A 15,070-nucleotide genomic window follows, 5' to 3' on the forward strand; every position below is an offset into this window, starting at 1 on the left:
TCCTTATCCTAAACTGAGCGAAGTTGAGTAGTTTGTTGGCGTTGAAGCAGTTGAATAGCAGCAAATGTAATAATTAAGCCACTTGCCGCAACCATATACATACCTGTAGTAAGCCCGAAATGAGTCGCTATAAATCCGATTAGCGGAGGGCCAACCATTCCGCCTGTAGAACCAAAAGTAGCCATCAAAGAAAGGCTTCCAGGTCCGATGGCTGCTGCTGTGGCATAAATAGCAGGGGAAATTAAAGAAACAGTTAATCCGACAATGGCAAATGACACCCAAGTTGCCGCTAGCCCTGAAATAAATAGACCGATAGACAGGACGATAGAAACGAAAAAACCAGCAATTGCGATTAGCACAAGATCAGGAAAGCGTTGACGTAAATTATCGGCAAATAGGCGCCCGATAAACATGGCAATCGAGAAAACTAAAATTCCTGAGGGGGCGATACTTGCTGTCGTACCGATCACTTCACGTAGATATACGGCACTCCAGTCATTCATTGAGCCCTCAATGATTGTTGCACAAAAGACAATGGTACCGAGTATTAAGGTATTTATATTTATGAGTTTGCGCTCTTTTTTCCGCTCTGAAGCTGTGGGAGCTTCGTTTTTATCAAGACCAAAGTAAGCATAAATGATCAGGGTGATGAGTACTCCTGATACGAAAATACTATGGTAAATAAGCTCATCAGAAATATAGTGAATGACGCCCATAGAGAGCAATGCTGCTGCTGCGAGCCCTAGGCTAAAAACAGCGTGCAGACGTGACATACACTTAATATGATGTTTTTTCTCGAAGTCACTGCCTAGAGTATTAATTGAAGCATTAATACCTGCACAACAAATGCCTTCAAAAAACATTAATATCAGTCCGATGGGATAAGATTGGTTAAGCATCAAAAGTGGTAGCAATAACGTTGCTGCTATCCCAAGTAATAGCGATGTTTTTCTAGCACCAAGATTATGAAGAAACCAAATTGTAATGGGAAAGGCGACGATAGCCCCAAGGCTAGTGGCTAACAAGTAAAACCCAAGTTGAGCCTCGGTTATTGCCATTGCGATTTTCAGATCAACAAGCCGTGAAGCCCAACTTCCAATGTTAAAACCAAGTACGCAGAATAAGCTGGCGATAGGTAGAGCGCTGAGTAGTTTGTGCTTCAAGGGTTTTATTGAATTGGCATGCTGATTATTATTTACCACGGCTCAAGCCCCACCAGCTTTTTACCAAGAGGGCTTAGCTCTGCTGGCTTAAAGGGCTCAGGGTCAAATTGTCCGCGCCAGCCTCGAAGCCATGCGGGAGGACGCGAGGACTCATAGCAATTAATACGCTCTTCTCTGGACTGGTGAAGAACTTCAGGTACATGTCGTGCGCTATCCGCTTTGTACATTGCAATGAATTGGACAAAACGGGGGTCAAAGTGGTGTGTGCAAACATTACCGTGTGGTAGCCGGCTATCGAAGATAACTAAACTGCCTGCGGGGGCATCAATACGGGTGATATCTTCTTCTGTAAACTTGTATACCTCTTCAAGGTATAGGCCATTGATAGTGAATTTATCGAACAGTTCTGGATCATGAAAAGTGTTATTGACTATTTGGCGGTAAACTTGAGGTAGCCCACCGAATGCGCCTTGGCTCTTTTCGGTGTCTGTCAGGTATATCAGCCCCTGATAGACAGGTTCGTCCAATTTACGGAAATCATAATCCCAGTGCATCCGATTTTGATCGTTACCGTATTGCTCAAGATCATATCGGCAGGGTGGCTTAAACGAAGCACGATCCATCGTTACCCAAAGCTTTTCTTCCTCAAGGAGCTTTGCAAAAGCATGGTAAATATCTGGGTGTTGACGAACTTGCCAAAAAGCTGGGTGGTGGTGCATTGGAACTGAGCCCGAATCATTAATTGGATCATCTTTATACCAAGTCCGTCGGTCCTTGAGATCTACAGCCATAAAATCACAAATAGCATCAATTGAGGCTTGCCTCAGCGAAGCGGGAACAACAGACTCAATGACGGTGTAACCTTGCTCTGCCAGTTGGGCTCTTTTCTCGCCCCAAAAGGCCTCACTTCTGTATGGAAATGTCATATATATACCTAAATTTATAAGAGATTATTCTGAGTCGTAAAGGGCGTTTAACAGCGCGCTGGCACATCTTTCAATATGTTCTGGTTCCCACGTTGGGTGCAGGTGTAGATTAAGGGTGCGCTTGGAGAGTGAGTAAGCGATGGGACATACTTGGTTCGCATAGTCGATAGATTTTGAATCGGTATACTCAGTGGAATGGAACGGAAAATTGACTCGGCCAAAACCTATTAGCTCAGAGTAAGCTTTTTCTCGGTAAGCTTCAGGCCATAGCACTTTGGTGACAGGGACCCCTTGCTGGACGAGTTTTTTGTACACGCGATCGGTACGTTCTTCATCGAATGATTGATTAAAGACGATTGGAAATAGCCAGTAAGCGTTACGCCTTTCTTCTGTATCAAGTGGGAGATATTCGATGTGCTCGCAGTTTGACAAGCTTTCACGGTAGAGCGCTGCATTTTTACGTCTGTTGGCAAGGTTCCAAGTATCTAGCCTTTTGAGCTCATTGAGGCCAATAATGGATTGGATCTCGGTCATCCTATAGTTATAACCAATACGGTTATGGATATACTTGTCTTTCTCTTCCATCTCTAAGAGAGCGAGCTTTTGTTTTACATCAAAGCCATGATCCCTAAATGATCGGCACTCCCATGCGAGAGTTTCGTCATTTGTGGTGATCATTCCACCTTCACCTCCCGTTGTAAAATGCTTGCTTTGGCAAAAGCTGAATGCAGCGGCATGACCAAGGGTGCCAGCTTTCCTTCCTTTATATACCCCTCCGACACACTGCGCGGCATCTTCGATGAGTTTAATGTCGTAGCGGCTAGTTATTTCTAATATCGGGTCGATATCGCAAACAACGCCATATAAATGGACAACGACGATAGCGCGGGTTCGCTCAGTAACAAGAGCTTCTATACGATCAGGGTTAATGGTGTGATCAGAGCAAACGTCGCAAAAAATTGGAATGGCACCAGCTTGAAGTACAGCATAGGATGAGGCAATGAAACTGTATGATGGGACGATAACTTCATCGCCAGGGCCAATATCCATCGCACTAATTATGGTATGAAGTGCCGACGTACCAGATGAACAACTGATAGCGAATTCAGTACCACACCAGTGTGCATAAGCTTGTTCAAATTCACGGCCTTTATCACCGGTCCAATAATTTACTTTTCCAGATTTTAGCGGTTCAACAATATCTATCAGGCTATCTGGATGAAATGTTGGCCAGGCTGGAAAGGGTGGGAAATCTTGATGACTCATGAGAGTTCCTTCTCGATGTTATGTGTTAGATGACGGGTTACAAGCGGTTGATGCCCATTGGTATGCCCTATGAATTTTGATATCTGGCCGATAATCCGCTCCATTCCTTTTGACAGATCCATGGTAAATAGCTTTTCGACAATGCTTTGTCTGATATCGGCGTTATATGCGAGCTTCAGAATATTATTTTCAATAATGGCATCATTAACGAGTTGGCCGTTTCCGCAGTAGGGGAACATGGCTTCTCGATAGAAGGTATGTAGACACTCTCGTTCGTTGGCGGAGATCACGACCGTTGGTAGGCACATAAAGGCTGTTTCAAATACTGTTCTACAGTTGGCTGTAATCGCCATATCGACAATCGTCATGAGGGGAGCAATGTCTTGGTTCACAATGATTGTCGCTTTTATGCCTTTAGTTTTTACAAAATGTTCAATGTTGTGTTGATGCTGATAGCTTGGCCCAAGAGCAATGTAATAATGTAAACTAGATAATTTGGGGTTTTTAGCAATAATATTCAGTGTTTTCTGCGTTAAATTTGTAGGGTCCTCTCCCCCAAAGGATATTAATATGTCGGAAACGGTTGGGTTTTTATTAATGTTTTCCCGTGTAGGCTTAACAAAATCTTTTCGTATATCAGCATAGTCTTTTCCAAATAATACTTTATGGTTACCTGAGTCACTATAAACTGCATTGATAACACAATCTGCATATAAACTACCTAAACCAATATCCTCAAAATTAATGACTGGTATGTTCATTTTTTTTATGGTTTTAATATATTCGGGTTCTGTATTGAGTATATCGTTAATAACAAGCTTAGGTTTGGCTTCGATTATTTTTTTTATAATATCTTCATCGTTATCTGAAAGAGCAACGTTATCCTCTAACTTTTGTTTGAAAAATTTAACGCCTAAGTGGCTATTGGGGGAAAGAATAAATGTTCTATCAATGCCGGCTGGCAGTGATTGAGCAATTGTCCATGCTCGAAAGCAGTGCCCTAGCCCTTTTCCTTTTATCCCTTTGACGACAAAGACCACTTTTTTATTAAGTGAATATTTTTTATCTTTTTCCCATTTTTTTGTGGTGGTTGTATTTATCATAAAATCCTGAGCTAATAAAAGACGGAAAAGATTCATTATTGACTAACAATAAAAGTGATAAGGTTATTATTGATTAGTGAGGTGCAAATAATCCGATGATGATTGTTTATGTGTTAAATTTATAACATTTAATTTTAATGTTCTCTCGCTTAAAATGTGATTTTATTTTAATTTGACATAAATTTAGCTTTTAAAAATATAATGTTTAGTTGCATGTGGACTTCTATTGAAATCCAGTTCTTTATTTATTGGAATGTGAATTGTTAGTTATTGCGATTAACTTCAATGTTTTTTGTTTTAAGGTATTTATGAGTTTACATTATATTGTTGTCGATAATGACTAAAAAATAATTATATCCATGGCTGTATTTGTAAGATACGAAATAAATAGCCAAAATTTATTTTCTTTTCGGTTATAGTAGCTGTTGTTATTAATAATTGATTTTAGGCTAGTAGATGGCAAACAGTAAATTGATTTTCTTTGTCGCCATTACAATGGTGGCGTTTGCGGGCAACTCATTACTAAATCGCATTGCGTTGCTTGATACAGCGATTGATCCTGCAAGCTTTACGCTTCTTCGACTTGTATCTGGTGCTGTTTTTCTATTACTTACCTCTAGTCTTAAGCAATATTTCAGCGGAGAAGGAAAGCGAAAGCAAAGCAATAGGTGGTCTAGCAGCCTTTCAAGTCGCAAATCATGGTCAATGGCTGCCGCGCTTTTTGTCTATGCTGCGGGTTTTTCTTATGCATATGTTAATTTATCAGCGGCGGCTGGTGCACTGATTCTGTTCGCTGCAGTACAGATGACCATGATTGGTTATGGTTTCTGGCAAGGAGAACGTTTTTCACGATGGCAATGGGGCGGTTTTTTATTTGCACTCGGTGGCTTGGTTATATTGATGATGCCGGGTATAAGTGCGCCTTCGGTTGAAGGAGCCGCAATAATGAGTATTGCAGGCGTTGCATGGGGCGTTTATTCGGTAATGGGAAGAGAAGTGAGCTCTCCCATAAAGGCAACCCAAATAAACTTTATGTTAGCGGTTCCTATGGGGGTGGTATTATGTTGGATAATGAAAACCCAGCTGAGCTTTGATGCTGCCGGTACGGCTTATGCTGTTGTCTCTGGTGCGATTGCTTCGGGGATGGGGTATACGTTGTGGTATCGAGTACTTCCACAGTTACAATCCACTACTGCGGCAACAATCCAATTGAGTGTACCGGTTATTGCTGCTGTTGGGGGAGTGGTTGTTTTAGGCGAGTCGTTATCACTACGTTTAGTCATTGCATCATTGATTATTTTAAGTGGTATTGCGGTTGTTCTTCGCAGTAAAGCGGCTAATTAGGCGGCGTTGATTGCCGTTATCATTACTCCTTATTCATAACGCGGCTTTTAATAAAGTTAACCACCCATTGTGAAACTTCACGAGCGTGAGTCGGTTGTTGTAAAGAGATTATCGCTTTTTCAGCGGTAGCCTTAGGATAGAGCTCCTTTCGAGCTTCAATTAAATCTGATGAATATTCAGGGGTGAACTCTGGGTGGCCCTGAATGCCAAGAAAATGTTCGCCGACCAGTATCATTGAGTAAGGGCAAAATGTGCTTCCTGCTAATATTTTTGTATTTTTGGGCGGCTCTACAATTTGATCTTGATGACTGACAACCAGTGAAAACTGCTCAATATGGGGTCTCAGCCAACTATGTTGCTTTAGTGCTGCAACCTCAAAGGTAACTCCTTTTATGCCAAGCCCCCATCCATGCTCTGAGCGAGTAACTTCTCCCCCCAAAGCCCAAGCAATCATTTGATGGCCGAAGCAGATACCGACAAACGGAATATGCTGGGTATAGAGTTGATGAACGAAAGCTTTGAAAGTATAAATCCAGCGGCTTTCATCATACACACTGAACTTACTGCCGCTACTGATATAGCCATCGCATTCATCTAACGACTGGGGGTATTGTCCATCTATTACCCGATAAAACTGTAACCTAATACTGTTATCAGTTTGTTCAATGAGTGCACTGAACATCTCTGGATAATTACCGTGTGCTGATTGTAATTCCGCTCTGACATCATCACAGAGTAATATACCTATCTTCATGGCTTCACCTATAAATCAAGTGTGCCATTAATGGCATGTTGGACTATCTCTTCGTATTGTATGGCACTAAGATGGATCGGGTTGCTTGTCGCGGCGGCATCTTGTAAAGACATTGTCGCTATCAGTTTGATATCGCGATTATCAATGCCTATGTCTGCTAAGGTATGTGGAATACTGAGTGTCTGACGTAGCTGAATGACCCAATCCAGTACGCCCATAAAGTCAGGTTGTTCTAAATCAAGGTAGCGGCCTAAGCGTTGCATTTTTTCTTTCAGATAGTGCTGATTAGCACACAGAACATAAGGCATTAGAATGGCGTTAAGTAAACCGTGGTGATGGTTATAGCGTGCTCCTAAGGTATGCGCTATCGCATGCATTGCCCCAAGCCCTTTTTGAAAAGCCGTTGCCCCCATTGTTGATGCAATTAACATCTGTGTTCTGGCTTGAAGGTTACTGCCATCAACATACGTAATAGGTAAATAGAGCTTACACAGGCGAATACCCTCTAAGGCTATAGACTCGGCCATGGGGTGATAAGATGAGCTGCAAAAAGCTTCCATATTATGTGATAGTGCATCCATACCCGTTGCGGCGGTTAAATGTGGCGGTAAACTCGCGGTCAGTAAAGGGTCTAAAATCACTTGTTTGGGCATCATATCCGGATGAAAAATGATCTTTTTGACTTTGGCGGTGTCATCGGTAATGACTGAAGCACGACCGACTTCTGAACCTGTTCCGGCAGTCGTTGGAAGGGCTATAATGGGTAAGATGTCAGCATTGTTGGCTTTTTTCCAATTATCCCCAAGGTCTTCAAAGTCCCATAGCTTATGCTGTTGCCTCGCAACGAGGGCGATAGCTTTGCCAGTATCGATCGATGATCCTCCACCAATGGCAATGACACCATCATGTTGTCCTTTCAAACACACTTTGATCCCGAGCTCTATTTGAGCACCTGTTGGATTACCTGAATATTCACTAAAGACTGAAACCGTTAATCCCCGTTGTACGCAAAACTGAATGAGTGTGCTTAATAAATCGGTTTCAGCAAGGTTGGGATCCGTGACAATCAAAGGGTTTTGCATTCCCAAAGATAAGCAATAGTCAGGCAATTGTTGGCTGGTGTTTTCACCTACTGTGATTTCTGTCGGATAGTGCCAGTGCATAATGGTCATAGCTACTCTAACAATGTTTAATATGGAAGGATTTGGGGCGAGTTAGTGTTTCAAACCCTAGCTGAGATAATGAATAACCTTTTCCTGAGTGTTTTACTCCCGTCCATGCTAAAGCGGGATCTAGGTAATCGCAGCGATTTACAAAGAAGGTGCCAGTTTCGATCTGCTCACCCAGCTTGACCGCTCTCTTAATGTTGGTGGTAAAAACACTGGCAGTGAGTCCATATTCACTATTGTTCATTAAGCTTATCGCTTCATTATCAGAATGGACTTTTTGGATAGGTAAAACAGGACCAAATGTTTCTTCAGTCATAATTCTCATTTGATGATTAACGTTGGTGAGTAGCTGTGGGGCAAGGTATGGCGTACCTTCTCTGCTCAATGGAAAGTTAGACTCAACGATATGGGCTTTTGCACCTAACTCGGTTGCTTCTCGTATTTGTTGGCGCACGAAATCAGCAGCGCTAGCCCTAACCATTGGGCCAATGGTTGTATCAAGTTCGAGCGGCGAGCCCAAACGATACTGATTAATTATCGCGATGGCTTTAGTGACAAATTCATCATGAATTGCGGCATCAACGTAGACCCGTTCAATACCACAGCAAGATTGCCCAGAGTTAAACAGAGCACCATCAACCAGGGTTTCTACGGCAGCATCAATATCTGCATCGGCACACACGTAGGCTGGGTCTTTTCCGCCAAGTTCGAGCCCGATACTATGAAAGTGGCCTGCTGCGGCTTGTTCGATAATGGCTCCACCATTGACCGAGCCGGTAAACACTACATGCTGAATGCGTTCGCTAGCAATTAACTGTTCAGTGTTTTTGTGATTTAAGTGTAGGTACTGAAATACATCATTGGGTAGCCCAGCTTTAGTGAATGCTTGATGTAGACGCTCGGCGCATAATGGGGTTTGTGATGAGTGCTTTAAAATCACGCTGTTGCCTGCAAGCAGCGCCGGAATGAGGGAGTTTATCGCTGTTAGGTAGGGGTAGTTCCAAGGCGCAATGATTAAAATACTGCCTAAAGGCTCTCTGGTAATACGGCGAGTGAAATTCTTCTTTTTGGGTAATATTACGGGGGCGAGGGCATCGTCACTAATTTCGATCATATACCGAGCTCGTTCTTCTACTCCTTTTAATTCACTGGCCGCATATTTAATTGGCCGACCTATCATCCAGCTTAGCTCGCTCGCTATCATGCTTTTGTGGCTTAAGAGTGCATCTATGGCTTTATGGCAGATAGATTTTCGTTGTGATAACGGCGTTTCTCGCCAAGCAACCTGGGCAAGGTTGGATAGGTCCAGCGCACGGTCGATATCTTCAAGGTTAGCCTGTGACACTGAGGCTACGACACTACCGTCAACGGGAGAAATAGTATTTAGAATGATGTCTGCGTCCTGAATGATCGTAGTATCGCGAATAGGTAACGGAACTGGGCGGCTCATATCAATGACCTCGTTATTTACAGTGTGCTAAATAATTTCAAAATAACGGTTTAGCTCCCAGTCTGTGACGTGTTGGCGGAATTCTCTGTCTTCCCATTCTCGCGAGGCGGCAAAGTGGTCAACAAATGCGTCACCAAATAATGCGCGTGCAGAAGAAGATTGCTTAAACTGCTGTGTCGCGTCCCACAAACTACGAGGAAGAGCGAGATCAGGGCGATGCGTTTGTTCATAGGCATTCCCAATGACGGGAGATTCAGGCTCTAACTGGTGTTCAATGCCATACAACCCTGATCCCAGCGCTGCAGCCAGGGCAAGGTAAGGGTTCGCATCGGCAGCACCAATACGATATTCAATACGCTGGCTGCTGCTTGAACCTGTAATAACCCGAAGGGCTGCTGTTCTGTTTTCAATTCCCCAGGTGGCATCGGTTGGTGCCCAAAAGCCAGGGACCATTCTGCTATAGCTGTTAACCGAAGGAGCAACCATACACAGTAGCTCTGGCATTAATCGTTGCTGCCCAGCAATAAAGTGACGCTGTAACTTACTAATACCATTAGGCTGAGCTGCGTCATAAAAAGCAGAGCGGCCGTCATGATGATTAAGTGAAATATGAATATGACCACTTTGACCTGGGTAGTCATTACTCCATTTCGCCATAAATGTGGCCATTAGTTCATTTTTTTGCGCGAGCACTTTCATGTAGGTTTTGAAAAGCGCGGCTTTGTCAGCGGCATTACTTGCGTGATCAACAGCAATTGCTGCTTCAATAACACCAGGACCTGTTTCCGAGTGAATTCCCTCAATGGGAAAGTCCATCGTTTCAGCCATTTGAAGAATGCGCTTATAGAGTTCAGAGTAAGTCGAGTTGCGGATCATTGAATAGCCAAACCAATCGGGTGTGATAGGTTGGAGGTTTCTAAAGCCTTTTTCACGGATAGAGTGAGGTGTTTCTTTAAATAAGAAAAACTCATATTCGAACGCAGAATTGGCAATAAAGCCCATTTTCGCGGCTTTATTTAGTACCCTTCTCAGCGTTGCTCGTGGACAAACATTTTCAGCATCTTGAGAAAATTCTGCGATAAACAACAACATGCCATCTTCATCGAGTGCTTCTCGGCAGGTGGAAGGAATAATACGAACAGGGGCATCAGGGTAACCAGTGTGCCAACCAGTGTATTGGGCATTGTCATAAAGCTGATCTTTAACATCCCACCCGAGCACAACATCACAGAAGGCAAAGCCATGCTCCAGTGACGAAAAAAACTTCTTTTTAGACATGTATTTGCCACGCATAACACCATCGTTATCAAACAGTCCGACTTTTACATGGCTAAGTTGACGCTCTTCGACGATCTGTTTGGCATCGTTAATGCTCGTAACGTCTCTTGGTTCCATAGATCATCCCTTTGCTGGTGGCAACACAACAGTCACAAAAGTAAAGGCGCGGTAATAAGTGTGCTTGTGACCAAGTAGGATTATTTTGTTGTTTGTTATTAAACGTAGGTAGGCAGGTAAAATTCGTCAAATTTAGTGTGATAAGTTGTTCCTTTATCCGGGAGCATCAATTTTGACTATATTGAGATAAATGTGACACACCCCCCGTTTGTCTAAGATTTTAATAAATCTTTAATTTAAACAAATGATTAGGTCTATATTTATAAGAAATTAAACTATTAATAGAGTTATGGCGATAAGGGAGTGGGTAATGAAAGCAGTGTCCTTATGGATCAAGGCATGTGTATTATTTCTGTGCGCTAGTTTTTTAATGATGAAGGACGTTGTTGCTGCAGAGCTAAGCTTTTACGAGTCAGGTAGGCAGGTTCAAATACTGTCACTTAAAAAGATGAAGCAAATTTTACCAACTCATAAGATCACGATTTATGATCCTCAGTATGGAAAAGATAAAAACTATCATGCGTTTAAGCTACATGACGTATTGAGTTTGGCTTATGGTGATAGCTGGTTACAGACTTTAAGTACTGACATTAATTTTACAGCATTGGATGGATACCAAGCCGTATCAGACTATAAGAAAGTGGTTAATCGCGGTGGTTATATTGTGTTCGCCGATCTTGATTATCCGGATTGGGAGGGAATAGGGCATAAGCAAGTGAATCCAGGTCCTTTTTATATTGTTTGGCAAGGGAAAGAACAAGGCCCAAAAAATGCGTATCCTTGGCCGTATCAATTAGCTAAAGTTGATACTGTTGATTTTCAGGCGCAGTACCCAGCAGTATATCCCCAAGGTGTAGCAAAAAGTTCGAAGGTTTATAGTGGTTTTTCACTGTTTAAAGAGCGTTGCATGAAGTGTCACGCAATAGATCAAGAAGGTGGCAAAGTGGGACCTGATCTAAACGCGCCGATGAATATTTTGTCTTACCGCCATCGGGATATGGTACGTGACTACATTCGGCAGCCATCGAAGTTCCGCCATACCCAAATGCCCGATCATTTAGACTTAAAGACTTCACAAATTGACAGTATTCTAGATTACCTTCAGTACCAAGGAAAACTCAGCAAAAGGTAACTTAAACGCGTTACCGTTAGCGCGAGATTTAAAATTGCCTGATCGCTCGGGTGATTTATTTACTTTGCTATCGGAGTTTTGTTGGTGTTCGAAATAAACTGTGTTCAAATGCTGTTAATATAAAAATCAGAAAGAAAAAGGAAGTTTTGATGTCACTGGTAATACCGATGGTGATATTCATGCAACAACGCATGGCAGAGGCGGGTGATAAAGACGATGCCAAAGCGATGCAAGCTTATATGAAAACCGAACAACCCTTTTATGGGGTTAAAGCACCAGCTCGTAAAGCTATTTTCAAGCAAGCGAGAGACCATACCAAAATCGATAATTTTACTGAGTATCAACGTCTTGTACTTTGGTTATGGTCGGGTGAAAACCGTGAAGAACAATATTTAGCCATGGATGTTGCCGAATATTATAAGGCTTTTCGCACTTTAGAGGCCTTTTCTATTTATGAAGAAATGCTCAATGAAGGAACTCATTGGGATACTGTCGATAAAATAGCCTCAAATTTAATCGGTAGTTTAGTGCAAGAACATCGAGAGCTAGAAAGCAAGGCGATTGAGTGGCGTACGTCTGAAAACATGTGGTTACGCCGAGCTTCGTTGTTAATGCATTTGAAGCATAAAGAAGAAACAAATGTTCTTTTGCTTGAAGAAACCATATTAATGTTAGCGGCCGAAAAGGAATTTTTCATACGTAAAGCGATTGGCTGGGTGCTTCGTGAATATGCCAAAACGAACCCTGATCATGTTCGTGAATTTGTACTGCGTCATGATGATGTCCTTTCATCACTGAGTAAGAAAGAAGCACTTAAAGCGCTTTCCTTTAACTCTGAAGGGATGAATTGATACACTATGGTGAACAGTTACATTTAGCATCCCCTTATATTTGAAGGCAAGAGAATGATTGAACGTCAAGAAACCAAGCAGCGTATGAGTCGCATTGTTAAACATAATGGCACAGTATATCTATGTGGTCAGGTGTGTGCCGATGCAACACAAGGCATTAAAGAGCAAACTCAAACAATGCTAGACAAAGTTGAAGTGCTGCTTGAGCAGGCTGGTAGTGATAAAGAGCACATGCTTTCTGCAACTATTTATATCAAAGATATGAAAGATTTCGCTGATATGAATGAAGTATGGGACAATTGGGTACCTGCGGGTCACGCACCAGCACGTGCTTGTGTTGAAGCAAGCATGGCGCGTGAAGCACTATTGGTTGAAATTTCAGTCGTGGCTGCTGAGAAATAAAATCCGCGTTACTTACGCGCTATAAAAACACCAGGTTTATTGAGTAAGGCAGTGTTGTCTTTTCCAATACCTGGTGTTTTTTTATATTTGCCTTGCGCAAATTATGAATATTTACTTATCTAGATTGGTATCACTGACTCATAATCGTATGATTGTTAATGTAAGCGTAATATCAGTATCTGTTATATATGGATGTTGCCTTAAAGGAAATACTACGGATATGAATAAAGTAACGAGAAAAGTATGGGGTGGGTTAGGGCTAGTATTCATGCTCTGTTTTTCATCGAACCTATATGCAAAGTCAATTTCTGTTAGTCATGAACCAACATTAACGTTAGAAGGGGCGTTAACAAATCAAAGGGTTTGTTACTTCGACGGTAAAAGTTACTCTTTAGGTGCTGTTATTGTCGTCGAAGGGGTCATGCTTGAATGCAAGCCTGAAAATTCGTTCGAAACGAATGGTAAATTGAAGTGGCATCGAGTTAAAGCATAAAGGAAAAAGCGCAATCTTATTTTCATAAGATTGCGCTTTTGGTAACAGGGGGAACTGTTACTTAATTCGTAGTTATGACGATATCTAGCGAGCTTGGCTCTAGCGAACTAGGCGACCAGAGTCGGGCGCTAGTTTGCCCGTTCCACCTTGATGGTGCTCGGTAGTTGCGCCCATTTCTTGCATTAAAAATTCTTTCATTGCCGCAGATTCACGTTCGTTCGTTGGCTTCCAGTTTGAGACCACGCGTGCTTTGTTACTTTGCATTGAACTATTCCTTTTCTGTTCATAGTGACAGTAATTCACTATGTGCCATGTGATTCATACTATGATGTTATTTTTATACAAAATGAATTTAATTACCACAACTAAATTCGCCTCACGTATTTATCTGGCTTGCTAATAACATGGAATATAAAAATAGTAGCGTTACAAATTAGACCAGTTAATCATGCTTATGAGCTTTTTGGGCATAAAAACAACCAACATAGGTAAATATAGCGTATGAATTGGATAAAAAAAGCCAATTCGGAAAGGAATTGGCTTTGATTGATAGTTCAGTAATATGTAATGGAATTACATAAAATGAATGTTAGCGGTAGTATTTAGCGTGCTAGTGATCGTGATTTTAGTTCGAAAATAAGTTTTTCAGCACTGCACTCAAACTGAATTCTAGCAGTTAGTTCCGTACTTTCGTCAGTTAGTGGGCTAACGTCGTGCTTGTAGTTAGCACAAACTTCTTTTGCAAGGGCTAGGTAGTTTGCTAGCTCAGCTTCAAGTGCTGCTTTATCACCAGCAAAAATGGTGACTTCAGCAACATCATCGCCTTCATTAATCATGAAACCCATTTCCGCAGAAACGCCACATGCTTCACATGCTTGATATTCTAAATCTAATTCTTCATTTGCCATGACTGTTACTCTATCTCCATTAATATTATGCGGATATTCTAAAACGTTGTGACAAAGATCGCTATGGCTTAATTGGGTTTTTCATTTTACAAATATGACAGCCTTTATAGGGAAGGCTCAATCAAGCCTTCCACTATTCATCGACCAAGGGGAATTTGATGAAGAAGGCTGTAGCAAATTAACGGTTATCGGGTTCGTATTTGTCATAGCTGTAGCTAACATTGACTATAGTACGGTATTTAACGTCACCGGATGCAGTTGCAAATTCATCAATTTCAACATTTGCATTGTCAACTTTGATGGTATTGGTATTCAAACCATACTCATAAATACCCAGCGTACGTTTTAACTGCCGAGGTGACTCTGATTGTAAGTTACGCGTGAATGCTTGTCCTTGCTGATAAGCGGCTTCACGAGAATCACTGACGCCAGTTGTGAAATTTGAACTCTCGTGGTTTACATTACGAGTAAAGCCATATGATGTAGCACTAAAGCTGATTATAGCGATGGTAATAATTAGTTTACTCATGATTTTATCCTCACTTCTTTAACAGCAATGACTTTTAGGTTGTTCCACTGTCATAGGAATAGACCCATCGGCCATGCTTATCTTGCAAGTAAGGTAACTTTTTTTCTTATTTATTACTGGTTTAGGTCTATACCAGTTGGAAAGTTGCTGAAAGATAGAAGTGATACTAGGTAAAAGGTGCTTGC

At 41.8% G+C, this 15,070-nt stretch carries 16 protein-coding genes; 5 read left to right on the forward strand and 11 right to left on the reverse strand.

Annotated features, from left to right (window positions below):
- Positions 1 to 8: 8 nt before the first annotated feature.
- From L4D09_RS12480 to L4D09_RS12495, 4 genes are read right to left on the reverse strand one after another with little or no spacing between them, the layout of a single operon-like run.
- The gene (locus L4D09_RS12480; protein ID WP_428457832.1) at positions 9 to 1,202 is read right to left on the reverse strand and encodes an MFS transporter; all 1,194 of its coding nucleotides are present in this window, start codon (positions 1,200 to 1,202) and stop codon (positions 9 to 11) included.
- Positions 1,196 to 2,089 (reverse strand): phytanoyl-CoA dioxygenase family protein, encoded by an 894-nt coding sequence (locus tag L4D09_RS12485; protein ID WP_428457833.1) that lies wholly within the window; start codon positions 2,087 to 2,089, stop codon positions 1,196 to 1,198. The genes L4D09_RS12480 and L4D09_RS12485 overlap by 7 nt, the downstream gene beginning before the upstream one ends.
- Positions 2,090 to 2,113: 24 nt before the next feature.
- Positions 2,114 to 3,355: a DegT/DnrJ/EryC1/StrS family aminotransferase gene (locus L4D09_RS12490; RefSeq protein WP_428457834.1), complete on the reverse strand. Its 1,242-nt coding sequence runs from the start codon at positions 3,353 to 3,355 to the stop codon at positions 2,114 to 2,116.
- Complete coding sequence (locus tag L4D09_RS12495) at positions 3,352 to 4,494, reverse strand: PseG/SpsG family protein (protein ID WP_428457835.1); 1,143 nt, start codon at positions 4,492 to 4,494, stop codon at positions 3,352 to 3,354. The genes L4D09_RS12490 and L4D09_RS12495 overlap by 4 nt, the downstream gene beginning before the upstream one ends.
- A 420-nt stretch (positions 4,495 to 4,914) precedes the next feature.
- Here L4D09_RS12495 and L4D09_RS12500 point away from each other — a divergent pair, with 420 nt between their 5' ends.
- Positions 4,915 to 5,802, forward strand: coding sequence for a DMT family transporter (locus L4D09_RS12500; protein ID WP_428457836.1), 888 nt, complete (start codon positions 4,915 to 4,917; stop codon positions 5,800 to 5,802).
- A gap of 22 nt (positions 5,803 to 5,824) precedes the next feature.
- Here L4D09_RS12500 and L4D09_RS12505 read toward each other — a convergent pair whose 3' ends face one another.
- Genes L4D09_RS12505 through L4D09_RS12520 form a run of 4 tightly spaced genes read right to left on the reverse strand, consistent with a single transcriptional unit; the run spans position 5,825 to position 10,570 of the window.
- Positions 5,825 to 6,556 (reverse strand): glutamine amidotransferase-related protein, encoded by a 732-nt coding sequence (locus L4D09_RS12505; protein ID WP_428457837.1) that lies wholly within the window; start codon positions 6,554 to 6,556, stop codon positions 5,825 to 5,827.
- A gap of 8 nt (positions 6,557 to 6,564) precedes the next feature.
- Positions 6,565 to 7,728: an iron-containing alcohol dehydrogenase gene (locus L4D09_RS12510; RefSeq protein WP_428457838.1), complete on the reverse strand. Its 1,164-nt coding sequence runs from the start codon at positions 7,726 to 7,728 to the stop codon at positions 6,565 to 6,567.
- A gap of 7 nt (positions 7,729 to 7,735) precedes the next feature.
- A complete protein-coding gene (locus L4D09_RS12515; RefSeq protein WP_428457839.1) occupies positions 7,736 to 9,175 on the reverse strand; it encodes an aldehyde dehydrogenase family protein in 1,440 nt (479 codons plus the stop codon).
- A 27-nt stretch (positions 9,176 to 9,202) separates the two neighbouring features.
- Positions 9,203 to 10,570 (reverse strand): glutamine synthetase family protein, encoded by a 1,368-nt coding sequence (locus L4D09_RS12520; protein ID WP_428457840.1) that lies wholly within the window; start codon positions 10,568 to 10,570, stop codon positions 9,203 to 9,205.
- Positions 10,571 to 10,880: 310 nt separating this feature from the next.
- On the opposite strand from L4D09_RS12520, the gene L4D09_RS12525 reads away from it, so the two are divergent.
- The 4 genes from L4D09_RS12525 to L4D09_RS12540 all read left to right on the forward strand — a co-directional run bounded on the left by L4D09_RS12525 (position 10,881) and on the right by L4D09_RS12540 (position 13,448).
- Positions 10,881 to 11,702 carry a cytochrome c gene (locus L4D09_RS12525; RefSeq protein ID WP_428457841.1) on the forward strand — a complete coding sequence of 274 codons (822 nt, stop codon included), beginning with the start codon at positions 10,881 to 10,883 and terminating at the stop codon, positions 11,700 to 11,702.
- A 149-nt stretch (positions 11,703 to 11,851) separates the two neighbouring features.
- Entirely contained in the window at positions 11,852 to 12,553 is a 702-nt protein-coding gene (locus tag L4D09_RS12530) for a DNA alkylation repair protein (protein WP_428457842.1), read from the forward strand.
- 54 nt (positions 12,554 to 12,607) lie between these two features.
- Positions 12,608 to 12,955, forward strand: coding sequence for a RidA family protein (locus L4D09_RS12535; protein WP_428457843.1), 348 nt, complete (start codon positions 12,608 to 12,610; stop codon positions 12,953 to 12,955).
- A gap of 220 nt (positions 12,956 to 13,175) precedes the next feature.
- Entirely contained in the window at positions 13,176 to 13,448 is a 273-nt protein-coding gene (locus L4D09_RS12540; RefSeq protein ID WP_428457844.1) for a DUF1496 domain-containing protein, read from the forward strand.
- A 99-nt stretch (positions 13,449 to 13,547) separates the two neighbouring features.
- Here the strand turns inward: L4D09_RS12540 and L4D09_RS12545 are convergent, their stop codons facing one another.
- The 3 genes from L4D09_RS12545 to L4D09_RS12555 form a co-directional block, all read right to left on the reverse strand.
- Positions 13,548 to 13,712, reverse strand: a complete 165-nt coding sequence (locus L4D09_RS12545) for a hypothetical protein (RefSeq protein WP_428457845.1) — start codon at positions 13,710 to 13,712, stop codon at positions 13,548 to 13,550.
- 338 nt (positions 13,713 to 14,050) lie between these two features.
- The gene (locus tag L4D09_RS12550) at positions 14,051 to 14,356 is read right to left on the reverse strand and encodes a YfcZ/YiiS family protein (RefSeq protein WP_428457846.1); all 306 of its coding nucleotides are present in this window, start codon (positions 14,354 to 14,356) and stop codon (positions 14,051 to 14,053) included.
- 178 nt (positions 14,357 to 14,534) lie between these two features.
- Entirely contained in the window at positions 14,535 to 14,885 is a 351-nt protein-coding gene (locus tag L4D09_RS12555) for a DUF3316 domain-containing protein (RefSeq protein ID WP_428457847.1), read from the reverse strand.
- Between the last annotated feature and the right edge of the window lie 185 nt (positions 14,886 to 15,070).

The organism is Photobacterium makurazakiensis, assembly GCF_050336715.1.
GTDB lineage: Bacteria > Pseudomonadota > Gammaproteobacteria > Enterobacterales > Vibrionaceae > Photobacterium > Photobacterium makurazakiensis.